General features: G+C 59.3%; 22 protein-coding genes. 7 read left to right on the forward strand and 15 right to left on the reverse strand.

The window, feature by feature from the left end; all coding sequences use genetic code 11:
* Both BKN05_RS06680 and BKN05_RS06685 read right to left on the reverse strand, forming a co-directional pair.
* Positions 1-399, reverse strand: a 399-nt coding sequence (locus BKN05_RS06680) for a TetR/AcrR family transcriptional regulator (RefSeq protein ID WP_286688258.1), incomplete at its 3' end; no start/stop codon positions are given.
* Positions 392-2,770 (reverse strand): MMPL family transporter, encoded by a 2,379-nt coding sequence (locus BKN05_RS06685; RefSeq protein ID WP_049379091.1) that lies wholly within the window; start codon positions 2,768-2,770, stop codon positions 392-394. The genes BKN05_RS06685 and BKN05_RS06680, both read right to left, overlap by 8 nt.
* 235 nt (positions 2,771-3,005) lie before the next feature.
* On the opposite strand from BKN05_RS06685, the gene BKN05_RS06690 reads away from it, so the two are divergent.
* Positions 3,006-3,659, forward strand: a complete 654-nt coding sequence (locus tag BKN05_RS06690; protein ID WP_049379092.1) for a hypothetical protein — start codon at positions 3,006-3,008, stop codon at positions 3,657-3,659.
* Here BKN05_RS06690 and BKN05_RS06695 read toward each other — a convergent pair.
* Genes BKN05_RS06695 through BKN05_RS06705 form a run of 3 tightly spaced genes read right to left on the reverse strand, consistent with a single transcriptional unit; the run spans position 3,656 to position 4,944 of the window.
* Positions 3,656-4,195 carry a gamma carbonic anhydrase family protein gene (locus tag BKN05_RS06695; protein WP_049379094.1) on the reverse strand — a complete coding sequence of 180 codons (540 nt, stop codon included), beginning with the start codon at positions 4,193-4,195 and terminating at the stop codon, positions 3,656-3,658. The genes BKN05_RS06690 and BKN05_RS06695 overlap by 4 nt on opposite strands.
* An 18-nt stretch (positions 4,196-4,213) precedes the next feature.
* Positions 4,214-4,591 (reverse strand): hypothetical protein, encoded by a 378-nt coding sequence (locus BKN05_RS06700; RefSeq protein WP_049379095.1) that lies wholly within the window; start codon positions 4,589-4,591, stop codon positions 4,214-4,216.
* Between the two features lie 11 nt (positions 4,592-4,602).
* Positions 4,603-4,944, reverse strand: a complete 342-nt coding sequence (locus tag BKN05_RS06705) for a hypothetical protein (RefSeq protein ID WP_225747272.1) — start codon at positions 4,942-4,944, stop codon at positions 4,603-4,605.
* Between the two features lie 25 nt (positions 4,945-4,969).
* Here BKN05_RS06705 and BKN05_RS06710 point away from each other — a divergent pair, with 25 nt between their 5' ends.
* Positions 4,970-5,839 carry a patatin-like phospholipase family protein gene (locus BKN05_RS06710; RefSeq protein ID WP_286688259.1) on the forward strand — a complete coding sequence of 290 codons (870 nt, stop codon included), beginning with the start codon at positions 4,970-4,972 and terminating at the stop codon, positions 5,837-5,839.
* A gap of 152 nt (positions 5,840-5,991) precedes the next feature.
* Positions 5,992-7,557: an aspartate-alanine antiporter-like transporter gene (locus BKN05_RS06715; protein ID WP_049379144.1), complete on the forward strand. Its 1,566-nt coding sequence runs from the start codon at positions 5,992-5,994 to the stop codon at positions 7,555-7,557.
* Positions 7,558-7,629: 72 nt separating this feature from the next.
* Here BKN05_RS06715 and BKN05_RS06720 read toward each other — a convergent pair whose 3' ends face one another.
* Both BKN05_RS06720 and BKN05_RS06725 read right to left on the reverse strand, forming a co-directional pair.
* Positions 7,630-9,264 carry a peptide chain release factor 3 gene (locus tag BKN05_RS06720; protein WP_286688260.1) on the reverse strand — a complete coding sequence of 545 codons (1,635 nt, stop codon included), beginning with the start codon at positions 9,262-9,264 and terminating at the stop codon, positions 7,630-7,632.
* 24 nt (positions 9,265-9,288) lie between these two features.
* Entirely contained in the window at positions 9,289-10,125 is an 837-nt protein-coding gene (locus BKN05_RS06725; RefSeq protein WP_225747268.1) for an SDR family NAD(P)-dependent oxidoreductase, read from the reverse strand.
* 80 nt (positions 10,126-10,205) lie between these two features.
* Between BKN05_RS06725 and BKN05_RS06730 the strand changes: the two genes are divergently transcribed.
* Positions 10,206-11,558 carry a TrkH family potassium uptake protein gene (locus BKN05_RS06730; RefSeq protein ID WP_049379101.1) on the forward strand — a complete coding sequence of 451 codons (1,353 nt, stop codon included), beginning with the start codon at positions 10,206-10,208 and terminating at the stop codon, positions 11,556-11,558.
* Positions 11,551-12,243 carry a potassium channel family protein gene (locus BKN05_RS06735; protein ID WP_049379102.1) on the forward strand — a complete coding sequence of 231 codons (693 nt, stop codon included), beginning with the start codon at positions 11,551-11,553 and terminating at the stop codon, positions 12,241-12,243. Before BKN05_RS06730 ends, BKN05_RS06735 begins: the two co-directional genes overlap by 8 nt.
* Here BKN05_RS06735 and pth (BKN05_RS06740) read toward each other — a convergent pair.
* On the reverse strand, positions 12,240-12,887 hold the full coding sequence (gene pth, locus BKN05_RS06740) for an aminoacyl-tRNA hydrolase (protein ID WP_049379103.1): 648 nt from the start codon (positions 12,885-12,887) through the stop codon (positions 12,240-12,242). The genes BKN05_RS06735 and pth (BKN05_RS06740) overlap by 4 nt on opposite strands.
* A 35-nt stretch (positions 12,888-12,922) precedes the next feature.
* Between pth (BKN05_RS06740) and BKN05_RS06745 the strand changes: the two genes are divergently transcribed.
* On the forward strand, positions 12,923-13,906 hold the full coding sequence (locus BKN05_RS06745) for a nitronate monooxygenase (protein ID WP_286688261.1): 984 nt from the start codon (positions 12,923-12,925) through the stop codon (positions 13,904-13,906).
* 64 nt (positions 13,907-13,970) lie between these two features.
* Complete coding sequence (locus BKN05_RS06750) at positions 13,971-15,425, forward strand: glyceraldehyde-3-phosphate dehydrogenase (RefSeq protein WP_374043187.1); 1,455 nt, start codon at positions 13,971-13,973, stop codon at positions 15,423-15,425.
* Between the two features lie 315 nt (positions 15,426-15,740).
* Here the strand turns inward: BKN05_RS06750 and ppk2 are convergent, their stop codons facing one another.
* The 7 genes from ppk2 to BKN05_RS06785 all read right to left on the reverse strand — a co-directional run bounded on the left by ppk2 (position 15,741) and on the right by BKN05_RS06785 (position 22,799).
* Positions 15,741-16,628: a polyphosphate kinase 2 gene (gene ppk2, locus BKN05_RS06755; protein WP_198492778.1), complete on the reverse strand. Its 888-nt coding sequence runs from the start codon at positions 16,626-16,628 to the stop codon at positions 15,741-15,743.
* A 76-nt stretch (positions 16,629-16,704) separates the two neighbouring features.
* Positions 16,705-17,565 carry a fumarylacetoacetate hydrolase family protein gene (locus BKN05_RS06760; protein WP_225747265.1) on the reverse strand — a complete coding sequence of 287 codons (861 nt, stop codon included), beginning with the start codon at positions 17,563-17,565 and terminating at the stop codon, positions 16,705-16,707.
* Positions 17,566-17,570: 5 nt separating this feature from the next.
* Positions 17,571-18,101, reverse strand: a complete 531-nt coding sequence (pth, locus tag BKN05_RS06765; protein ID WP_286688263.1) for an aminoacyl-tRNA hydrolase — start codon at positions 18,099-18,101, stop codon at positions 17,571-17,573.
* Positions 18,102-18,193: 92 nt separating this feature from the next.
* The gene (locus tag BKN05_RS06770; protein ID WP_286688264.1) at positions 18,194-18,844 is read right to left on the reverse strand and encodes a 50S ribosomal protein L25/general stress protein Ctc; all 651 of its coding nucleotides are present in this window, start codon (positions 18,842-18,844) and stop codon (positions 18,194-18,196) included.
* A gap of 254 nt (positions 18,845-19,098) precedes the next feature.
* The gene (locus BKN05_RS06775) at positions 19,099-20,073 is read right to left on the reverse strand and encodes a ribose-phosphate diphosphokinase (protein WP_049379117.1); all 975 of its coding nucleotides are present in this window, start codon (positions 20,071-20,073) and stop codon (positions 19,099-19,101) included.
* A 15-nt stretch (positions 20,074-20,088) separates the two neighbouring features.
* Positions 20,089-21,534 (reverse strand): bifunctional UDP-N-acetylglucosamine diphosphorylase/glucosamine-1-phosphate N-acetyltransferase GlmU, encoded by a 1,446-nt coding sequence (gene glmU / locus BKN05_RS06780; RefSeq protein ID WP_286688265.1) that lies wholly within the window; start codon positions 21,532-21,534, stop codon positions 20,089-20,091.
* 68 nt (positions 21,535-21,602) lie between these two features.
* Positions 21,603-22,799: an MFS transporter gene (locus BKN05_RS06785; RefSeq protein ID WP_286688266.1), complete on the reverse strand. Its 1,197-nt coding sequence runs from the start codon at positions 22,797-22,799 to the stop codon at positions 21,603-21,605.
* Positions 22,800-22,807 lie beyond the last annotated feature (8 nt).

Raw genomic sequence — 22,807 nt, forward strand, 5'->3', positions numbered from 1 at the left:
ACGGTCCGGGCCGACGCACCCCTCGGCCCGGTACCAACTACCCGGAACACGACAGTACCGAGTCCCCAGAACACCGGTACCAAAAACTCGCATCTGACATTTGCCCTCGTTTTCGGTGGCATCGAGCGTTACCTGTTCGAGGAATTCAGAAATGGATGAATTAGGAAAGACAGTGGGTACTTCCTTGGAAAACTTGGCAAGCACATCGGTGCTAAAGGACAGTAGCGCATCTGCCACGGAGGAGAAGTAGTTGTGAAAGGTGCGCGGGGAGACCCCGACGGCCGTGGTGATGCCGGAGATCGTGGCGGCTTCGGCGCCACCGTCGAGGACGAGGCGCGCTGCCGCATCGGCCATGGCCTGACGCGTAGCCCGCTTCTTTTCTTCGCGCAGACTAGCCACGGTGGGTCTCGCCTACCTTCTCTCGTTGTGCGCGCAGGAGTTCCTCGCGCTCAGAGTGCAAGGCCTCACCTTCGATGTCCATGTTTGGCGTGATCTTATCCAACCAGCGCGGGAACCACCATGCCTTCTTATCCAGTACAAACATGGTAGCGGGGATGATCATCATGCGGACCACGAAGGCATCGATAAGCACGCCCGCAGCCAAGGCAAAGCCCATGGTCTTGATGAATGGCTCGTCCATCAAGATGAAGGCGGCAAAGACAGAAATCATAATAAGGGCCGCCGCCGTGACCACGCGGGCGCCGTGCTTAAAGCCATTGGAGGTAGCGTTGCCAGCCGTCTTGCCATTGACAAAGCCCTCGCGCATGCGGGTGACCAAGAAGACCTGGTAGTCCATAGCCAGGCCGAAGGTCAGGCCGATGAGCATGATGGGCAGGAAGGAAAGCAGCGGCTGTGGGTCATCGACGATGCCGAACATGCCTTCTTGCCAAATGGCTACGGTGATGCCGAAGGTTGCGGCCATCGACAAAGCGAAGCCGGCTGCGGCGATGAGCGGTACCCAGATGGAGCGGAAGACCAGCATCAAGACGATGAAGGCCAGTCCCAGCACGATGGCTACGTATGGGATGAGCACGTTATTGAGGCGCTCAGAAATGTCATCGAAGATCGGGGTGATACCGGTAATGCCGTAGGAACCGCCGGTCTTTTCAAACTCACCCTGGTAATCGCGCAGGTGGTTAAGGGTTTCCGTGGTCTCTTCGTCGGTCGCGCCGGTGGTGGGCGTAATCATGATCTGCGCAGCATCACCGTTGTCAGTGGTCTGCACGATCTGGGCGTTTTCCACGCCGTCATTGCCGTTGATCTCCTGCAGGAGGTCTTGGAAGGCCGGCATGCGGTCCTGCTCGGGAACGTCGGCCACATCAACGAAGGCGATCATCGGGGCATTGCGGCCAGGACCAAAGGCGTCTGCCGTGATTTCATAAGCCTCACGCTGCGGGGTGCCGGGCTTTGCGGTGCCATCGGTAGGCATGGCCAGGCGCAGCTGGGCAAATGGTACGGCCAGGATGCCCAGCAAGACGACGCCCGCGATAAGGTGCAGCCACGGCTGGGCACGCACGCGGCGTACCCAGCGCAGGCCCATGGTGGGCTTTTCGTCCTCTGGGTCTGGAACCTTGGGGCCAGGCACACGGCCGGCGAAGATCTTGGTACCCAAAAGTCCCAGCAGGGCGGGAATGAAGGTATTAGCAACCAATACGGCGATGATCACTGTTGCCGCGGCAGCGATGGCCATGGTGCCCAGGAACGGGATGCCGATAATGGTCAGCGCGGCCAAGGCGATGACCACGGTGGTGCCGGCGAAGACAACCGAACCGCCCGCGGTGCCCAGCGCCATGCCCATGGCGTGGGCACGGGTGGCCTTATCCATCTTCTTGAGCTCTTGGGCCAGTTCCTTTGGCGAAAGATCGTTGAGACCAGAGGAGGTGATGAGCTCGTTGCGGAAGCGGTTGACAATAAACAGTGCGTAATCGATACCGACGGCCAGGCCAATCATGGAAGCCAACGTCGGGGTCATATCGGAGACGGTATCCGTAAAGACCGTGGATACCTGTACGCCGAGGATGCCGATGCCCACGCCGATGATGGCGGAAATTAGCGGCATGCCAGCGGCTACGAAGGAACCGAAGGTAATCAGCAGCACGATTGCGGCGACGATGAGACCGATCATCTCGGCGCTGCCACCCATCTCTTGGCCCGCGGAGCTAAAGGCGTTGCCCTGGTACTTCACGGTGAGCTCGCCCTCGTCGTACTTGTTGAGGACGTCCGTGACCTTGGTCATGTCCTCTTCTGGGATGTCCATGACTTCGTTGGCGTTGAAGGTAATAGTGACGGTACCGGTAGTTTTGTCCTCGCTGAGCGGGGAGAGCTGCTGCAGGTTCTTTTGAATCTGCTCCTCCGGCATATGCTGGGCCTTCATCTTTTCGCCCATTTGCTTTTCCATGCCGGCTGCAGCCATCACCGGGCTGACCAGTTTGTCCTGAGCCTTGAGCGCGCCAGTGTCTTTGAGCTCGCTAAGGAGGTCATCTACCTTGCCGGCTACCTGTTTATCGGTGAGGTCTTTGCCCTCCGGTGCTTGTATGACCACCGTGCCTTCGGGTGCACTCATGGCATCGGTATCTTGGCCGAAGCGCTCCATCATTTTGTCTTGGGTGATCGTGGAATCCATCTCCGGCATGGAGAAATTAGGGTTCGGGGACTTGGCAAAGCCGGCGGTAAGTCCCGCCATGGCCACCAAGACCATGAGCCAAAAGGCGAGGAATGGCCACACCTTGCGGTAGGACCAGCTGCCTAGCCGGTAGAGGAATTTAGACATAAAAAATGTGCTTTCTTGTGCAGTATGCGTGCAATGCTCTGCGCGCGGGTGACAGTGAATATGGAATCCGCGGGGAAAAATCTGCACCCCGTGCGAAACATTGCATAGTGTACGCAAAATTGCGGAATGTGTGCAAAGATCTGTGCGGTGGACCGCAGGAAGCTGGTCGTGACATATGCGGTTTGTGCCCTTGGACGTATCGGCGATGGCGGTATGGGGCGGTAGACTGTGCGGCATGCTCCACGCCGTTAGTTTTGCCCTCTTGGATTCCGTCAATGCGCTACTCATTGGCATCCTCGTGGCCATTGGCATCATTTTGCCCCGCGGTAAGTATCGGCGCATTGCTGTATTGGTGGTAATAGGAGATTGGGTCGGGGTGCTCGTCGCAGCGGCCGTGGTGATGTTTTTGTTGCTAGGAGTCAAAGACCAAATTGAGGCCATTTTGAGCTCACCCATTGCTGGCTGGGTACTTGTCGCAGTCGGCATCGCGGTGGGGTTCGGTGCGTGGCGCTCTCAAGGCCAGCCCAATGCCTTAGTCAATCGGCTGCTAGAGCCGCTGCGCACGCCATCACCGATTACCGCACTCATCGGCTTCGTAATGGGTGTGGTGCAATCGCTGACCTCGGTGCCGTTTTATTACGGGCTTATGCACTTGGCTACCGAAGATATTGCTCCGGCCGCTCAGTACGGCGGCTTGGTGTGGTACGCCAGCCTTGCCCTGTCCCTGCCCACTGTCTGTGGCCTTTTTATTGCGGTGGTGCGCGCCCATCCCAAATCGGCCGCCGGCCGTCTTTTTGCCGCGGCGCGCGCCAATAGCACCCAGGTGGCGCTCTTTGGCGGCTACCTCGTGGCGGTCTTCCTCATCCTCATGGGCGTGCTTTCCCTTTAATCAAAGGTGACCTCATCCAGGCTCAAAGCCGAATCGGATTGGCTGCGCGCGCAGTCCACGTAGCGGGCAGCATGCGGAATGAAGGCTTGCGATTCCTCTGGGCTGAGCTCGCGGCGCACCTTGGCTGGCACGCCGGCGGCAAGGCTCCGCGGCGCAATGGTGGTTCCTTCCAGTACCACAGCGCCTGCCGCGATGAGCGAGCCGGTTCCAATAGTGCAGCGCGAGAGCAGCGAAGAGGACATACCCACCAGGGAACCGGCCTCCACATGCGCGGCATGGACCATCGCCATGTGTCCCACCGTGACATCATCTTCTAGTACGCACGGCGTGTCCTCTTCTACGTGGAAGACGCAATTGTCCTGAATATTGCACCTAGCACCAATGCGAATCGCGCCCACGTCGCCGCGCAGAACACTGCCATAAAACACGGAGGAATCCGGGCCGATTTCTACATCGCCAATGATGGTGGCAGTGGGTGCAATCCACGCACTGCGGTGAATACGCGGCTTCTTTCCAGCATAAGGCACAAGCAGCATGGCAGTCCTTTCAGGAAACTATTCCACCACCACGGCTAGGGCGGGGGAAAGCTCGTAGTCGCCGGGGTAGGGGAGGTTGTCTACGAGGGCGTCGGCAAGCGCGGGCGTTAGCGGAATGACCCAGCCGTGCCGGGGATCTTTGATGGGCAAGGCTTCCTTTTTTAAGGCGGGAAAATGCACCGTCGTGGTGGGGGAAACCAGCGTAGCTGACTCGTGGGCGCGGGCTACCTCGCGCAGTACCTCGGCACCGGGCTGGTCAGTCACGACGATGATAAGCGGCCCGGCGGTGTGGATTTCTAGCCGGTCAATGTGGGCGGTGAGCGCCGCGGAGTCTGGGCGGGCCAGGTGCGGGGACTGCGCGCCGGTCAGCCGGGCAAGTGCATCTTTTAATCCCATGGGAGCCCAGTCTAGTGAGCGCTCACGGTGATGGTGCGGCAGCGCTCCAAGTCGAAGTACGCACGCTGCCCGGTGGCGGCAACGCGCTCGCGGGCCACAGACTCATCGTGGGTTACGGCCGTGGCGAGGAAGACGAGTGGACCATCGGGCTGGCGCCATGTGCCGAGATACCGCGCGCCGTGTTCCTTGGCTAAGGCCAAGGCTTTGCTCACCGCGGCTGGGGTAGGCTCCGTCACCCGCAGGAGCACCTTCCCGGTGGGGTTATAGGCGAACCCGGTGCGGGGCTGCTGGCCGGTTTCGATATCGAAGGTGCCTTCTTCGTCCGCGAGCAATTGCCGGAAAATACGCTTCATTGGGCCCAGCGTAGTATGGGGCACCATGATTGACGCCAGTAACACCGCACTCGTTATTGAAGGCGGCGGCATGCGCAATTCCTATACGGCCGCCTGTATGGTCAAACTCATCGAAGAGGGCGTGGACTTTGGCTGGGTAGGCGGTGTCTCTGCTGGGGCATCGCACACCGTTAATTACTTGTCGCGCGATGCCCGCCGCGCCGAAGAGTCTTTTACGGACTTTGCTAAAAACCCTAGCTTCGGTGGCGTGGGTTCGCTGGTGCGTGGCACCGGGTATTTCAATGCCGAGTACATCTATGAGCGCGCAGCAGACAGGGATTTGCCCTTTGATTGGCAGTCCTACTGCGAGCATCCGGCCGATATGGTGCTTGCTGCAGCGCGCGCCGACACCGGCGAGTCTGTTTACTGGACTCGCCAGGACATCCACACCCCAGAAGATCTCTTCGCGCGCGTGCGCGCTTCCTCCACGCTGCCGCTGATTATGCCGATGCGTTTTATCGACGGCGCGCCGTACGTGGACGGTGCTTTGGGCTCTTCCGGTGGCATTACTATTGCGCAAGCAGAAGAGGACGGATACGAGAAGTTTCTGTTTATTGGTACTAAGCCGCGCGGGTATGTGCGCCCGGAGGTCGCGCGCCCAGCCTTCGTCCGCCGCATCTTCCGCAGGTACCCCGCTATTGCCGACGCCCTTATAGCCCGCCCCGCCCTCTATAACGCAGCCAAAGATCGGCTTTTGGAGTTGGAGCGCCAAGGAAAGGCGTATTTATTTTTCCCGGAAGATATGCAGGTGGCCTCCACCGAACGCAACGTACACAAGCTGCGGGCGAACTATCACGCAGGGAAAGCCCAGACCTACACGGAGTGGCCACGGTGGAAGGAATTCCTCCTCGATTAGTTCACTATGAGCGTTAGCTGTGAGATGTGCCGCTGCTGGAGGTGGGTGGCCCCTGACGAAAAGGGTCTAAGCAGTAGCGATGCCGATTGCAGGCTTTGAGGAAAGTGCTTTTCACGTGGCACTTTGATGGAAAATGCCTAAACTATTCCAGCGTGTTAGCAATTTTTGATGGAAATATATGGCTGAGCATCTTTTTCATAGTGCTGCTCGGCACGCTATTTGGCATGATCCCCTTCGGTCCGCTGCGCTTTGGCGCGGCAGGCACGCTGTTTGTGGGTTTGGCCTTCGGCTCGTTTATTGACCTAGATAAAGACATCTTAAGCTCCCTGCAAGAGCTGGGCTTGGGACTCTTTATTTATATGCAAGGCCTGTCCGCCGGTGAGCGCTTCTTCAAGGGCTTTTCCAAGCAGATGAAGCACATGCTCACGGCGACCATTGCGATTGTGGTGGCCGCGGGCGCAGCCATCCTCTTTGGTGGCATGCTGGGGCTGGATACCTTGGCTTCCGTTGGTGTATTTGCCGGCGCCACGACCTCGACGCCGTCGCTGGCAGTTGCCCAGCAACAAACCGGTGAAGAGCTACCCGCCGTGGGCTACTCGCTGGGCTATCCCGTGGGTGTGGCGGTGGCCATTTTAGTCGTGGCATTCCTGCTCAAGCAGAATTGGCCCGCCAAGCACGATAAGGACAATTCTGCCTCCAAGATCTTCCGCTCCCGCACCATTCGCGTTACCAAAGACGTGAACTACGATGATTTGGAAGAACAGTTCAAGGATCACTTTGTTATCGCTACCATTCGCCGCGGTAATAAGGTCCGGGTTGCCGGCGATCGCCCCGAATTGCACAAGGGCGATATCCTGCGCGTGATGGTCACCAAGGCCAAGGCCCGCGAACTCACCCAGATGTTGGGCAAGCGCCAGCCGCAAACTCCGTTCGTGGATAAGCGCCTGGTCATCGAAACCGTGGCTATTTCTAACCAAGATATTGCCGGCCGCACCGTTGAGGAGCTCAACCTGTTCTCCCGCTATGGCGGTCGTATCGTGCGCGTGCAGCGCGGCGATGAGGAATTCTTGGCCAATAATGAAACTCACCTGGCTTCCGGCGATATCCTCGAGCTCATCGTGAAGTTTGACCGCTTGGGCGATATCCAGGATTACTTCGGCGACTCCATTAAGTCCTACTCCGAGCTGAACTGGGTGGCCTTGGGTGGTGGCCTCTTCTTGGGTTACCTGCTGGGCCAGGTCGTGGTACCGATGCCAGGTGGTGCTTCTTTCGAGCTGGGCTTCGCGCTCGGCCCGCTGATTACCGGTCTTATCCTCGGTGCGCTGCACCGCACCCGCCGCATTCCATGGCAGGTTCCGGCTTCCATTAATACCGCCTTCCAGCAGTGGGGCCTCGTCATCTTCTTGGCGTCTGTGGGCCTCTCATCCGGCGAGGCATTCTTGTCCACCGCCTTCTCCTGGATGGGTCTGAAGTGCATGATCCTCGCCGCCATTGTCACCGTGGTGGTTTCGGTCCTATTCGCTGTAGCGAATCGCTTCATGGGTCAGTCCGAAACGCGTACCTCTGGCGGACTTTCTGGCATCTTTGCTCAGCCGGCCGTGGTCAATTACGCCACGGGGCTGAGCTCCGACTCGCGCATCATGACCGGTTATGCGGCCACCATTGTGGTGGGGCAGGTGGTCAAGATTGCCGTTGTCCCTGTGATGTTGATGGTTTAACACGCAACGGAAAAGGCCGCTTCCCAGAACGGGAAGCGGCCTTTTTCTCTGCTATGTGGACCTGTGTGGTTTCTAATCCGCCACGAGGGTTTCCATAGTGAGCTCTGGGTGTTCCTTCTCAATGAAGGCGAGCTTCCACTTATCGCCAAAGAGCGCGATGAGCTCGCCATCTTGGCGGGTAAAGATTTCCACGCCACGCTGACGGCCGAGCTCTGGGGCGGATTCGGCATCGGTGCGGCGAGCCACGGAATAGGGAATAGGCTCGGTGACGGTTTCCACGTTGTATTCGAACTCCATGCGGGCCTGCATGACCTCGAACTGCATGGGGCCGACCGCCGCCATGACCGGGGAAGCATCGCCACGCGCCTCGTTCTTGAGAATCTGGACCACGCCCTCGGCCGCCAGCTGCTCCAGTCCCTTACGGAAGGCCTTGTACTTGCCCAGCGACTTCGCGCGCAGAATGCGGAAGGCCTCCGGCGCGAACTGCGGCATGGGCTTGAATTGCACCTTCTTGCCGGAATAGATGGTGTCACCAGGGGCAAGCGAGCCGGCGTTGACCAAGCCTACGATATCGCCCGGATAGGCGGTGTCCACAGTATCGCGCGTGCGACCAAAGACAGTCAGGGCGTACTTGGTGGAAAAGCTGCGGCCGGACTGGGCGTGGTTGACCTGCATGCCGCGCTCGAATTCACCGGATACCACGCGCATAAAGGCCAGATTATCGCGGTGCTTTTGGTCCATACCTGCCTGGACCTTAAAGACGACGCCAGAGAAGTCATCGCTGACCTCGCGGACTTCATCAATGGCGCTGGTGGCAGCCTCAACTGCTTTCGGATCGGAGTCGCGCGAGCGCGGAGCCGGGGCAATGGCGCACAGGGTGTCCAAAATCTGGTGCACACCAAAGTTCAGCATCGCAGAAGCGAAGATGAGTGGGGAGGTCACGCACTGTTCAAAAAGCTCCTGATCGTGCAGGGCACCATCGGTGGCAAGCAGCTCGGCTTCCTCGACTGCGGTCTCCCACACCTCTTCTTCCTTCTCCCCGGCGGCATCCGGAGCAAAGTGTTCCTCCGGGGCGATGGTAGAACCACCGGCGGTGCGGATGAAGTGGATATACTCATCGGCCTCGCCATCATCGTTGATATGCGCCAGGCCGCGGAAGTCACCGGCAATGCCTACCGGCCAGTACAGCGGGGTGGGCTGCAGTTGGATTTCGTTGACGATTTCGTCGACAAGCTCTAGGGGCTCGCGGCCCACGCGGTCCCACTTATTGATGACGGTAATGATAGGCAGGCCGCGGGCCTTGCACACGCGGAAGAGTTTGAGGGTCTGAGGCTCGAGGCCCTTGGCGGCGTCGATAAGCATGACTGCCGCATCCACCGCGGTGAGCACGCGGTAGGTATCCTCCGAGAAGTCCGCGTGGCCCGGGGTATCGACCAGATTGATCATGTAGGGCTCGCCCTCGTGGCCCTCCGGTGCATATTCGAACTGCAGCGCCGAGGAAGCCACGGAAATGCCGCGGTCCTTTTCCATATCCATCCAGTCAGACACGGTGGACTTGCGGTTGCCCTTGCCGTGGACCGCGCCGGCTTCATTAATAACGTGTGCATGCAGCGCCAGCGCCTCCGTCAGCGTGGACTTACCAGCATCCGGGTGGGCGATAACGGCGAACGTGCGGCGGCGCGAGGCCTCAGAAACGACAGAACTCATGCGGCATAGTCTAGTGGTTTCGCGCTACCACTCCACATTGAGGCGGCGCCCCAAATCATCAAAGACGCGGCGAGCTACCGACAGCTTCTTCGCAATGGGGCGCTGCAGGCCAGGTTTGCGCTTGTTGTTGTAGTATTCGCCCGATTCAAAGTGGATTCCCTCGGTGCCGGTCAAATAGTAGGCGAGGTTATCGCCGCCGTCTGCAGGCGTGCCAAAGGTCTTGCCAATCAGCCCGGAATACATCTTGGACATTAGGCCAGTAGAAGACTTGGAAAAGTCCGTGGCAAGCACGCCGGGGTGGAAGGAGACCGCATTAAGCCCGTGGGCATCGATATAACGGGTGAGCAGGATATCGCCCAACTTGGCGTTGCCGTAGGCGCGCTCGGGGCTGAAGTGCTCCAGCGTGGTGGGATCGCTGAGGTCGAATTTAGACATAAGGAAATTGGCTAGGGAAGCCGTTTGGACCACGTTCGCGTTATCCGCGCGCAGTTTATCCCGTAGCAGTGAGGTCAATAGAAAAGGCGCGACCACGTTGACCTGCCAGGTGCGCTCAAATCCATCGGCGGTGGTGGACGGGCCATCAAAAATGCCGCCGGCATTATTGCCCAGGGCGTGGATGTGCTCTAAGCCTTCCAAATCCTGTGCCAAGCGGCGTACCTGGCCCAGGGATTCGAAGTCCGCTAGGAAATACCGGCCTTCGACTTCCTCGGCCACCGCGCGGGTCTTTTCCGGATTGCGGCCGATGATAACCAGGTTGTCTTGCGGCCGGGTGTGGTGCAACTGACGAGCTGCCGCGGCCCCTAATCCGCCGGATGCGCCGGTAATCACAATGGTCTTGGCAGTGCTATGTGGCGAAGTCATAACACCAATGCTAACCGCCCCCGAGGGGTGGTGCCGGCCAGCAGTTTCCCTGCGCCGAAAGCAGGTCTATACTTCCGCTGGTGAAACGTTTGCTTTCCATACGGCAGTGGGGCCCGGCGCGGTTGACCGCGGCTGGCTTCCTTGTGCTGATTCTGGTGGGAACGGTTTTGCTCATGCTGCCGTTTGCCGAGGCCGGCACCGCCCGCGCTTCCTTCCTGTCTGCCTTGTTTACTGCTACGTCTGCGGTCTCGCTTACCGGCCTCATCGTGGTGGATACCGGTAGTTTTTGGAGCCCGGCCGGCCAGGTCATCATCTTGGCGCTGATCCAACTGGGCGGCCTGGGCATCATGTCGCTCGCTTCGCTATCTGGCCTGATTTTTACCGGCCGGATTAGCTTTAAGGCGCGCAAAACCGGCGCTTATGAGGGGCGCCCTATCGCCCCTGGTGGTATCCGCAAGACGCTGATTTTTACTTTCGCATTTACCGCGGTGGCTGAGACCATCATCGCCGTCATTGTGGCTGCGCGCTTGATGATTGGCTATGGGCATTCCTTTCCGCGCGCAGTATGGGAGGGCATCTTCCATGCGGTTTCTGCGTTTAACAATGCGGGGTTTAGCACCAATAGCGATAACCTGGTGCCCTTTGTTTCTGATGCCTGGATTTTGCTGCCCTTGGCCGCCGCATTGATTGGTGGCGGTTTAGGTTTTCCGGTGTGGGCGGAGTTGGCGCGGTTGGTACGCCGCGATCGCCATGTGGTCCACCGCATTTCCATTACCGCCCGCATGACCCTAACGGCCACAATGGTGCTCCTGCTCGCCGGTGGCGTCTTCTTCGCGTGCATGGAGTGGACCGGGGTTTTGTCCTCGATGTCGCTGGGGGATAAGCTGCTCAACTCTTTCTTTGCCGGCGCTTCTCCGCGCACGGCAGGGTTTAATGCCATCGATTATGGCCAGGCACATCCCATTACGCTGATGGGCACCGATATTTTGATGTTCATCGGTGGTGGCTCGGCCGGTACCGCCGGCGGTATTAAAGTCACCACCGCTTGCGTGCTGTTGGCAGCCATGGCAGCAGAATTTACGGGCCGGGAAACCACCACAATTGGGCACCGTAGCCTTCCGCGGTCGGTGACCCGCCAGGCGCTGGCGCTGAGCTTTGCCGGGGTCATGGTAGTCACGCTGGGCGTGGCGGCGCTGCGCTTTTTCGATCCGGAGTTTAGCGGTGATCAAGTGTCCTTTGAAGTGCTCTCCGCATTCGCTACGGTGGGCTTGTCCACCGGAATTACCGCAAGCTTGTCTGCGCCCTCGCAGATTGTGCTATGCCTCATCATGTACTTGGGTCGCATTGGCCCAACCACCTTGGTAGCAGCGCTGGCGGCGAAATCCGTTAGCCGGCGCTATAGCTTCCCCGAAGAAAGGCCGTTCCTTGGCTAATATTCTCAAGGCGTTGGGACGCTCCCGCGCCGGCATCGATATTCCACCCGTCGTCGTTATTGGGTTAGGCCGATTTGGTTCTTCGCTTGCTCATGAGCTGATGGCCAATGGCGTTGAGGTCCTCGGCATCGATTCCAGCGAAAAGCGCGTGCGCGAAGAAGCTCCCTACCTCACCGAGACCATTGCGGCAGATACCACCGACCCAGAGGCCTTGCGCCAGCTGGGCGTGGAGGAGGTCGAGCGCGTCATCGTCGCCATCGGCTCCCATTTGGAAGATTCCATCCTCACCGCATCCAATCTGGTGGAGTTGGGGGTCAAAGACATCTGGGCCAAGGCTGATTCGGAGGCACACGCGCGTATTCTCAGCCAGATTGGTACCCACCATGTCATCCGGCCAGAGCGTGATACTGGCCGCCGCGTGGCTTACCTGTTGGGCGGGCGTTTCCGTGATTTTGCGGAGATTGCCACTGATTATGGCGTGACCCAGATGGCCGTTCCTAGTTCATTGGTGGGCCGGCCGCTCGACCTTTCTGCCATCTGGCGCACGCACCGCGTGCAATTGGTCTCTGTGCGCCGCGCGGAAGGGGAGTGGGCCCCGCTTGCCGACGCCACCGAGCTCACCCCCACCGATTTCATCGTCGCCGCCGGCAGCCCCCAGGCCCTAGAAAAATTTTCCCAGTGCTAGCGCGAGTGGATCTGGTTCTGGGCTTTGCCTAACCCGTCTGTCACGATGAGGCGGGCGGCCTCGGCCGCGGTGGCGATGGCGTCATCAAAGCCGGCGCCCGCATCCACGGGGCCCAATACGTAATCCGGAATGGACGATCCCTTGGGTGGTCGGGCAATACCAATGCGCACACGCAGATAGTCGCGGGTGCCCAAGCGCTCCGTGAGCGACTTGAGTCCGTTGTGCCCATTTTCATTTCCGCCCTGCTTGATCCGGATCCTATTGGCCGGAAGGTCCAGCTCATCGTGGAGAACAATGATGTGATCTGGGGCGATTCCTAGCTGCTGTGCCAGCGGCGCTACTGGATCGCCAGAAAGATTCATAAAGGTTCCTGAACGCACGGCAAGTACTTTCTGCCCCGCCCAGCTAAGTGGCGCGACCTGCACATCCATCCCACGTACCGGCTCAAGCACGTCTCCGTCTGCGGCTAATAGATCATCGATGGCCATATAGCCCACATTGTGGCGGGTAGCGGCATACTTTGCGCCGGGATTGCCCAAGCCCACAATAAGCCACTCCGCCTCTAGCTCGTCCGGATTGAGGCCTGGTGTGGGTTTATTCTTCGAGCCAAAGAACCGCGCGAAAAAATCTCCTAAAGCTGCCACTGCACTAGCTTCCTCTCTCGGTAGGGTGGGGTGGTATGAGTCAGGTTATAAGCTCTCTTTCCCGTAGCGTAATCCCCGCGCCCATGGCCGGCGGTCCCACCACCCCGGAACTAGTGCGCGCCGCCCATGCCGCCGGCTCTTTTGGCACCTTAGGTGTGGGCTCTGCGAGCATAGACACTGCCCGCACACAGATTGACCAGTGTGCCGGCATTCCGTTTGGAGTAAACCTCTTTTGCCCACAACAGCCGCTTTCTGGGGCGCAACGTACCGCCGCCCGCGAGCTGGCGCAGGCAGAAAACCAGCCATTGCCCGATCCCGATTACTCCTTTGGCTTTGCAGAGAAGCTGGCTCTAGCGCTGCGCGGTGGCGCCCGCGTGGTGTGGTCCATGTTTGGAACCTTCACACCCGAACAGATAGAGCGAATCCACGCCGCGGGCGCAGAGGCTTGGACCACCGTCACCACTTCTGCGGAGGCAACCGCGGCCGCACGTCGGGGCGTCGATGTGCTCTGCGTCCAAGGCCCGGCCGCCGGCGGCCATCGCGGAACCTGGGACTTAGCCGCGACTCCCGATTCCCGGGACTTGGAAGAGCTAGTGTCCGACGTGCATACCGCAGCCCCCGATCTTCCTCTCATCGCTGCTGGCGGCCTGCGCACCGCAGACGATATAGCCACCGCTATGTCCTGGGACGGCGTCGGCGCATGTTCCTGCGGTTCCGCATTTTTGCTCACCGAAGAGGCTGGAACGAGTGACTACAACCGGCAGCTACTGCGCCGTGGTGGGCAGACCGTGTCGACCCGTGCTTTCTCGGGCCGCTTTGCCCGTGGACTAGAAACTCAGTACACCCGCAGTCATCCCAACCTTCCACCGGTTTATCCGCTCTTGAATCCTGTGCTTAAGGAACGCCGTGCGCAGCACGATGATGCCGTAGCTTATTGCCTCGTAGGAACCGAAGTGGAGAAAATAAACGGGGGTACTGTGGCCAACATCCTGAACGAACTATGCCAAAACCCACAGTAGTAGGCGCTAATATTTATGTTTGAAGATTTAATGCCACCCCCGTGACAGAAAAGGAATGAATTACGTGACTGCGAACGCACATGTTGGCCATGATGATTGGAACGAGCGCCTCGAGCTGGCGCAGCAGATGATTCCGCTCATTCACCAGCTGCACCGCAACAATAACGTTGTCACCACCATCTTCGGCCGCCCACTGGTGGGCCAGACCGATATCGACATCATCAAGTCTCACCGCTATGGCCGCCGCATCGCGCAGCGCCACCTGTCCACGGCGGAGACCCTGCCTATCTTGGTGGAATTGGCAGACATGAACCTGGGTGCCGCAAGCGTGGATCTGGGCCGCTTGGTTCTGGGCTGGGAGGAGTCCAACGAGGAAAACCTCCGCATGTACCTGGAAGGCGAGCTGTGCGAGATCGTCGGTGCTGGCGTGGATCTAGAAACCACCGACGTCGTTCTCTACGGATTCGGTCGCATCGGTCGCCTGCTGGCCCGCCTGCTCGTCGCCCGCGAGGCAGCATATGGTGGCGTTCGCCTGCGCGGCATTGTCCTGCGCAAGAAGGGCGACGGTGACATCCTCAAGCGCGCTTCCTTGCTGCGCCGCGATTCCGTCCACGGTGCTTTCAACGGCACCATCTCCGTGGATGAGGAAAATGAGGTCATTTGGGCCAATGGCACCAAGATCCAGATGATTTACGCAAACGATCCGTCCGAGATTGACTACACCTCTTATGGCATCAACAACGCCATCTTGGTAGATAACACCGGCGCATGGCGCGACCGCGAGGGCCTGTCTCAGCACCTTAAGGCCAAGGGCATCTCCCGCGTGCTGCTGACCGCACCGGGCAAGGGCGATATCAAGAACATCGTCTACGGCATCAATAACGACAACATCGCCGATGAGGATCAGATTCTCTCCGCTGCATCCTGCACCACCAACGGAATCACGCCGGTACTCAAGGTCATCAATGACCGCTACGGCGTAACCCACGGCCACGTGGAGACCGCGCACTCGTTTACCAATGACCAAAACCTCATTGATAACTACCACAAGGGCGATCGCCGCGGCCGCGCCGCAGGCCTGAACATGGTGCTTACCGCTACCGGCGCAGCCAAGGCTGTGGCTAAGGCCCTGCCGGAATTTGAAGGCAAGCTCACCGGCAATGCCATTCGCGTTCCTACCCCGGACGTGTCCATGGCCGTGCTCAACCTCGAGCTGTCGAAGGAAGTAGAGCGCGATGAGGTCAACGACTTCCTGCGCAATGTTTCTTTGCACTCCGACCTGCGCCAGCAGATTTCCTACATTGCCTCCCCAGAGGTTGTTTCCTCTGACTTCATCGGCAATACCCACGCTGGCATCGTCGACGGCGTTGCTACCATCGCCTCTGGCAAGCACCTGGTGCTGTATGTGTGGTACGACAACGAGTTCGGTTACTCTAACCAGGTAGTACGCATCGTAGAAGAGCTGGCGCACACCCGCCCGGTAGTTCTGCCAAAGCGCGTATCTCCTGCTGAGCTTTAAACACACCTAGCCCAAGCCCGCGGCTTAACCGCGGGCTTTTGCCGTTTTCCCTGCCCCCAATCACCCCACCCCTAAAAGCAGCCATGCTATCGGCCTGGAAGCACGCCAATGGACTTGAAACGTGGCCGCTTTATGTGTTTCAACAATCGTCCACAGTCTGAGCTTCGCCCTCCCTGACCCCATCAGGTCGTGAGTATCCAAAGAGACTCCTGACGGTTAAGGCTCGAAGCTTAGGGTGCCGTTAAAAACTTCAATAAGAAGGCCCACCTTCAAGACAAAATGAAGGCGGGCTAAAGCTCTGTGGCTGAACTGGTGCTACTTCTTCTTATCCTTTTTCTTGCCCTTCTTGGACGTCTTCTTCGCTGTCTTCTGCTCGGACTTGCGCTCTAGCTTGGCAGCGACGTCCGGCACGTAGCGGAACTCTTCGCGGGCAGGGCGTTCATAGGTTTCGCCATCGGAATCCGGGCGCTGCGGAATCTCGGGCATCTCGCGCTCGATCTTCTCGTAGGGAATGGTGCTCAGCAGGTGCGAAATGACGTTAATGCGGGAGCGCTTCTTGTCTTCCGATTCCACGGTGTACCACGGCGCGGTTGGGGTATCGGTGTGGATGAACATCGCATCCTTGGCACGGGAGTAGTCCTCCCAGCGGGTAATGGACTGCAGATCCATAGGGGAGAGCTTCCAACGGCGCAGCGGATCGTTACGGCGGGATTCAAAGCGCTTGATCTGCTCCTCATCGGACACAGAGAACCAGTACTTGCGCAGCATGATGCCGTCTTCTACCAACATCTGCTCAAAGGTGGGTGCTTGGTGCAGGAAGCGGACGTATTCCTGATCGGTGCAAAAGCCCATGACGCGCTCGACACCGGCGCGGTTGTACCAGGAGCGGTCAAAGATGACGATTTCGCCCTTGGTAGGCAGCTTTTCCACGTAGCGCTGGAAGTACCACTGGCCCTGTTCGCGCGAGTTCGGTGCAGGCAGTGCCTCGACGCGGCAGGTGCGCGGGTTGAGGTACTGGGTGATGCGCTTAATCGCGGAGCCCTTGCCAGCGGCGTCGCGGCCCTCCATGATGATGACTACGCGGGCGCCGGTTTCAACGACCCACTGCTGCATGTCCACGAGCTCCGCTTGGAGGCGTTCGAGCTCCTTTTCGTAGGCCTTCTTGTTGAGTTTCTTAGGGGCTTTACTGCTTTTTGTGCTCATTAATCCAGCTTAACCGGCACAAGCGGCTGGGATGAAAACGCTACCGCCCACTTTGGAGTGAGAACCTGGGCACAGCTTAGGAACAAGTACAGCCGGGGCCGCAGCCGGGCTCTCCATAGCGGGTGGTATTAGAAATATGCCCCAAGCCTTCGATGGAGATGGTGACGTTCTGGCCGTCCTCGATAAATTGCTGCGGGATGCGGGCAAAACCCACGCCCTCCGGCGTGCCGGTAACGATGACGTCGCCTGGATTGAGTGGGTAGAGCTGCGAGCAGAACTCTATGAGCTCAGCTACGGAAAAGATGAGGTCATCGGTATTATCGCGCTGCCTTTCCTCACCGCCTACGGTAGTGGTGAGGACAGCTCCGGACCCCGGTGACCACTCATCCGCGGTGGTAAGCCAAGGGCCGAAGCCGGCTGTGCGATAAAAGGATTTGCCGGCATGGAACTGGCTAGTTTGGCGCTGGAAGTCACGCAGCGTGTAGTCATTCATGATGGCGTAGCCGGCCACATAATCCAGTGCTTCGTCGCGGGTGACACGGTGGGCGCGCTCGCCGATGATGACCGCCAATTCTCCCTCATAATCCAGCTTCCGTGTGCCATATTCGGGAATGAAGACATCATCATAGGGGCCGGTGAGGGCATCGGCGAACTTGATGAACAAGGTGGGATGTTCGGGGAATTCGCGTCCCATCTCGCGGATATGCTTGGCGTAATTAAGCCCTACGCAGATGACTTTGCCGGGAGTTGGTATGACAGCCTCCAGGTCGGCGTGGTCGAAGACCACGGGCTCGCCGGAAAGCTGGGCGGCCTTGCGCCAATCTTCGCTGCGCAGCAGCTGGCCGACATCTTCATAATCCAATTCAACACCCACGTTATCGCCGTCGATGCGGATAGCGGAAGTTCCAAAGCCAGTGCGTAGGGTAGCCAATTTCATGGCGACTATCCTACGCGTAAGATTTCCTCGACTGCGTCGGCGCAAAGGATGGGGATTTCTGCCTTTTCCTGCTTTGCCCAAGGCTTGAGCACAAACGACGCAGGGTCCATGCGCCCCGGTGGGCGCCCGATTCCTATTGAAAGGCGTTGGTAGTCTTTGGTGCCCAGGGACTTTGTGGTTGAACGCAACCCATTGTGGCCATGGTCGCCGCCGCCTTTGCGGAGCTTAATGGTGCCGAAATCGAGTTCTAGCTCATCGTGGATAACGATGATGTCGGCGGTGGAGAGATGAAAGTATTGGGCCAAAGCCTTGATCGGCCCGCCGGAGAGGTTCATATAGGACCGTGGCTTTGCGCAGATAATTTTGCGGCCGCCAGCTATGCCCTCAGCGACTTCGGTATTGGTCTTTTTGTGTACCGAAAAGCTGCTCATGAGCTCTCCTGCGAGTTCATCTGCCACATCGAAGCCGATATTGTGCCGGGTGCCTGCGTACTTGGGGCCGGGGTTGCCAAGGCCTACTACGAGAAGTGGAGTCACGCGCTCAATTGTCTCATAGGCAGAGAGAAAAACGGCAAGGCCGCCGCGAGAAGCGAATCTCACGGCGGCCTATGCGTGTGAAGGGGAGGGGATTACTCCTTGGAGTCGGAGGACTCTTCGCCCTCGTCGACGGACTCGGCGCCAGCGTCAGCGCCGCCTTCCTCAGCAGCCTCGGCTGCTTCCTCGAGCTCCTCATCAACCTCAGGCAGGGAGATGGAGACGATAACGGTGTCTTCCTCTGCTACCAGGGTGGTGCCTTCCGGCATAGTGACGTCGGCAGCGGTGATAACTGCACCGTCCTCGAGGCCCTCGATGGAAACCTCGAGCTCCTCCGGAATGTTCAGTACGTCTGCCTCAACCAGCAGTACGTCAGCATCCTGGATGTGCATGGTGCCTGGGGCCGGCTCGCCGGTCAGGGTAACCGGAACCTCAACCTCAACCTTCTCGCCGCGCTTAATAGCCAGCAGGTCAACGTGGTCGATGTCGAAGGTCAGGACGTTCTGGTCAACGTGCTTAACCATGGTCAGGTACTGCTCGCCGTCAATCTCCAGCTCCAGAACGGCGTTGACGCCGTTGTTGCGGACGAGGGACTGGATGTCCAGCAGCGGAACTGCGAAGTGGACCGGCTCCTGGTGGGAACCGTAGATGACGCCTGGAACCTTCCACTCGCGACGCAGGCGGCGTGCGACACCCTTGCCAAATTCGGTACGTGCTTCAGCCTTAATTACTGGGCGCTGTGCCATGCTTCGTTCTCCTTAGTTAAAGTAGTGCGGCGCGGCCAACGCGATAAAACGACGAAAGCCTGCCGATGGACGTCTTGGACGAGTCATCGCAGGCGTATATAAAAAGCAACATGCTCTAACTTCAATCGCGTCGATAACGGCTTCCTCATCCTGAGGTCGCCCTCGCCGAGACTGAGTTAGATTAGCACGTGTGCCGGTAACAAATCAAAAGCCGCCGAAGTAAATTCTCGGCGGCTAGTGATAGTAGAACATGTTTAGGCGCGGTCGAAAAGGGTGGTCACGGAACCATTCTCAAAGATCTCGTGGATGGTCTGTGCCAAAAGCGGTGCGATGGACAGCACCGTGAGGTTGGACCAGCCTTCGGTGGACTGCGGCAGGGTATCGGTGGTGATAACCTCTTCCGCGCCGCACTCGGAGAGGCGCTCGCGGGCAGGGTCAGAGAAGACGCCGTGGGTGCAGGCGATGATGACCTTCTTGGCGCCCGCATCCTTGAGTACGCGTACGGCGCCGGCGATGGTGCCACCGGTGTCAATCATGTCGTCGAGAAGCACGCAGTCTTTGCCCTCTACATCGCCGACCACGCGGTTGGACACCGTCTTATTGGCCTCGGTATTGGAGCGGGTCTTGTGCACGAAGGCTAGCGGGGCATCACCCAAGTCGTGGGCCCACTTTTCCGCGACCTTCACGCGGCCGGCATCCGGGGAGACCACGGTGATGTTATCGGTGGCGTACTTGGACTTGATGTAATCGGTCAAGATGGGCTGAGCGTGCATGTGATCGACCGGGCCATCGAAGAAGCCCTGGATCTGATCGGTGTGCAGGTCCACGGACACGATGCGGTCCGCACCAGCAGCCTGCAGAAGGTCTGCCACTAGGCGGGCGGAAATTGGCTCGCGGCCCAGGTGCTTCTTATCCTGGCGTGCATATGGATAGAAGGGCAGGATGGCGGTGATGCGCTTAGCGGAGCCGCGCTTGAGAGCATCGATCATGATGAGCTGCTCCATTAGCCACTTGTTGAGCGGCTGGGTGTGAGACTGCATTACGAAGCAGTCGGCGCCGCGCACGGACTCTTCAAAGCGAATGAAGATTTCGCCGTTAGCGAAGTCGCGGGCGGTGGTAGGAACCAGATCGGTCTTGAGCTCCTTAGCCACAGCCTCCGCCAACTCTGGGTGTGCACGCCCAGAGAAGAGCTTCATGTTCTTGCTGCTACCAGTTACCTTGCCAGTCATGGGAGAATATGCCCCTTACTTTTCGTTGTCCTGCGCACGGGCTGCGGCATCAGCCGCGGGAGTACCCGGACGCTTCTTTTGAACCCAGCCCTCGATGTTGCGCTGTTTGCCACCGGAGACTGCGAGTGCTCCCGCAGGAACATCGTCTTTAATAACTGTACCCGCACCGGAGTATGCGCCATCACCGACATTGACCGGAGCGATAAACATTGTGTCAGAACCGGTGCGCACGTGGCTGCCGATGGTGGTGTGGTGCTTGTTCACGCCGTCATAGTTCACAAAGACGGAGGAGGCGCCGATATTGGACTGCTCGCCCACGGTGGCATCGCCGATATAGGTCAGGTGCGGAACCTTGGAGCCGCGGCCAATCTGGGCGTTCTTTGCCTCTACGAAGCCGCCGAGCTTTCCGTCCTCGCCCACCACGGTCTTCGGGCGGATATAGGTAAACGGGCCGACCTTAGCGTTGGTACCAATGACGGAATCGCTGCCATGGGTGCGCACGACAGAAGCGCCCTCGCCCACCTGCATATTGGTCAAGGTGGTGTCGGGGCCGATCTCGGCGTTATCGGCGATGCTGGTAGCGCCCCACAGCTGCGTGCCTGGGTGGATAATGACATCGGAGCCCACGGTGACGTTGACCCCAATCCAGGTGGTTTCCGGATCCACGATGGTGGCCCCTCCGCGCATCGCTTTTTCTACCATGCGGCGGTTGAGCTCACGGCCGGCAGCGGCAAGCTGCACGCGGTCATTGACGCCCGCGAGTTCGGCCGGATCTGCTGCTACGTGCGCGCCGACGCCGTGCCCCGCGGTACGGGCAATCTCAAGCACATCGGTGATATACAGCTCGCCTTGGGCGTTATTGGAGTCGAGCTTCTGGAGGGCATCGGCAAGCACGCGCCCATCAAAGGCGAAAACGCCGGAATTGACCTCATTGACCTGGCGCTGTTCTTCGGTGGCATCCTTTTGCTCCACGATGGCAGACACGCTGCCATCCTCAGCGCGAATGATGCGGCCGTAACCGGTCGGGTCATCGAGGCGCATCGAGAGCACAGTGACCGCGTTGCCCTGCTCGGTGTGGGTGGCGCGCAGGCCCTCGATGGTTTCTGGGGTAAGCAGCGGGACGTCGCCGTTGGTGACAATGACGGTTCCCTCGAAGTCCGGAATCGGCTCCAAGCCGCAGGCCACGGCATGACCGGTGCCCAGCTGCTCCTCCTGCACCGCCTGCAGTACCTCGCAGTCCAGCTCTTGGGCGATGGCATCCACGGCGGGGGCGACCTGATCGCGCTGGTGGCCCACCACCGTCACGATGCGCTCCGGGTTGATCCCGGCCGCAGCATGCAGAGCGTGGCCGAGCAAGGTGCGATCGCCAATCTCATGCAAGGTCTTCTGCTTGGTGGACTTCATGCGGGTGCCGGCGCCAGCCGCAAGGACGACGACAGCACACGAGGTTGTTGCTACCACGGGTTATTGAACTCCTGGGGGTCGAGTCTGATTCTTATCCGGACTACATCCTATAGCCCAAGTGCGATTTATGTGTGAGAAACCTCTTTCAGGCCGCGGGCGCGCCACACCCCGAGGAAACCAATGAGGGCAAGGAAAAGCAGCGCCGCCTCAGGTCCGGCCAGTGCCACCACGGAGGAAATGCCACCGACGATGAGAAGGATAATGCCCATCATCGTATTGGCCGCACCCACATACTGCGTGCGCTTATCGCCGCCGGCCATATCCACCACGTAGGTCTTTCGCGCCACGCGAATGGCCGTGTGCGCGAGGTTCACGGCGAAGAAGCCAATCGGCATGACCCAGGCATTGACCGCATCCGGTGCCCAGCGCGAGCTGGCGACCAAAAGCACCAGCACGACGGAAGCCACGGCCGCGCCTACGGCCATGGTGTTCTTAGAAGACTTATCCGAATACACCCCGGAGATACGCCCGCCCACCAGGGAGGCTAGGCCGGAAGCAAGCACGAATCCGTAGAGCCCGGCAAGGTTGCTGCTGAGCAGCACAATAAAAGAGGTAGATAGCGCCGACACGAGCAAGAGCGCGCGGACGATGACGAAGTTGCGAAATTGGTCGTCGCTAGTAAAAAGCTGCCAGGTATCGCGCCACCACTGCTTATCGATGCCCCCTTCGGCTTCCTCTGGCACCGGCTCATCCACGTGCGAAAAGACCCACGCGGCAATGGCCCACGTGGCCGCACCAATGGCGAGGACCGTGCCCATCATGGGAATGCTGAGCTCGCCCAAAAAGTAGAGGATAATGCCGGTCAGCAAAGTAGCACCGCCACCGAGGGCTGCCGCGCTACCGGTCACCTGGCCACGCGCGCCCTTGGAAATGGTGCGCGCCTGCACGTCCTTGCCCGCAATCGAGCACAGCGCGCGGAAAAGCGAGAGCGCGGCCAGCGCCAGCAGCACAATGATGCCTAGAATTGCCCCGCGGGTAAAAAATGCCGCGAGCGCGATGACCGCGGCGGATACCGCTTGGCCCAAAGAGCCGATAATCCACAGGCGCTTGCGGGCCCTATGCGTAGTCACCCACGGGGTAAGCGCTGCCTGCGGCAGCATCGAACCGGACTCGCGGATAGGGGTGAGCAGGCCGGTAAAGAACGCAGGCACTCCGGCCGCACTAAAGAGCGCGGGCAGCACCGTCTTGGCCGCAACAATTTGATCGCCCAAGTTTTGCAGGCCATTGGACCAGATGAAATACCGGGCATTGGATTTAGACATGAGAAATG

It is taken from the genome of Corynebacterium sp. S5S1 (assembly GCF_001913985.1).
In the GTDB taxonomy this organism is placed as follows: domain Bacteria; phylum Actinomycetota; class Actinomycetes; order Mycobacteriales; family Mycobacteriaceae; genus Corynebacterium; species Corynebacterium marquesiae.

Excerpts from the sequence above, each read along its gene's own strand:
- BKN05_RS06685 (WP_049379091.1), bottom strand. The coding sequence starts at position 2,770 with ATGTCTAAATTCCTCTACCGGCTAGGCAGCTGGTCCTACCGCAAGGTG.
- BKN05_RS06690 (WP_049379092.1), top strand. The coding sequence starts at position 3,006 with ATGCTCCACGCCGTTAGTTTTGCCCTCTTGGATTCCGTCAATGCGCTA.
- BKN05_RS06695 (WP_049379094.1), bottom strand. The coding sequence starts at position 4,195 with ATGCTGCTTGTGCCTTATGCTGGAAAGAAGCCGCGTATTCACCGCAGT.
- BKN05_RS06700 (WP_049379095.1), bottom strand. The coding sequence starts at position 4,591 with ATGGGATTAAAAGATGCACTTGCCCGGCTGACCGGCGCGCAGTCCCCG.
- BKN05_RS06705 (WP_225747272.1), bottom strand. The coding sequence starts at position 4,944 with ATGAAGCGTATTTTCCGGCAATTGCTCGCGGACGAAGAAGGCACCTTC.
- BKN05_RS06710 (WP_286688259.1), top strand. The coding sequence starts at position 4,970 with ATGATTGACGCCAGTAACACCGCACTCGTTATTGAAGGCGGCGGCATG.
- BKN05_RS06720 (WP_286688260.1), bottom strand. The coding sequence starts at position 9,264 with ATGAGTTCTGTCGTTTCTGAGGCCTCGCGCCGCCGCACGTTCGCCGTT.
- BKN05_RS06725 (WP_225747268.1), bottom strand. The coding sequence starts at position 10,125 with ATGACTTCGCCACATAGCACTGCCAAGACCATTGTGATTACCGGCGCA.
- BKN05_RS06745 (WP_286688261.1), top strand. The coding sequence starts at position 12,923 with ATGAGTCAGGTTATAAGCTCTCTTTCCCGTAGCGTAATCCCCGCGCCC.
- ppk2 (WP_198492778.1), bottom strand. The coding sequence starts at position 16,628 with ATGAGCACAAAAAGCAGTAAAGCCCCTAAGAAACTCAACAAGAAGGCC.
- BKN05_RS06760 (WP_225747265.1), bottom strand. The coding sequence starts at position 17,565 with ATGAAATTGGCTACCCTACGCACTGGCTTTGGAACTTCCGCTATCCGC.
- BKN05_RS06770 (WP_286688264.1), bottom strand. The coding sequence starts at position 18,844 with ATGGCACAGCGCCCAGTAATTAAGGCTGAAGCACGTACCGAATTTGGC.
- BKN05_RS06775 (WP_049379117.1), bottom strand. The coding sequence starts at position 20,073 with ATGACTGGCAAGGTAACTGGTAGCAGCAAGAACATGAAGCTCTTCTCT.
- BKN05_RS06785 (WP_286688266.1), bottom strand. The coding sequence starts at position 22,799 with ATGTCTAAATCCAATGCCCGGTATTTCATCTGGTCCAATGGCCTGCAA.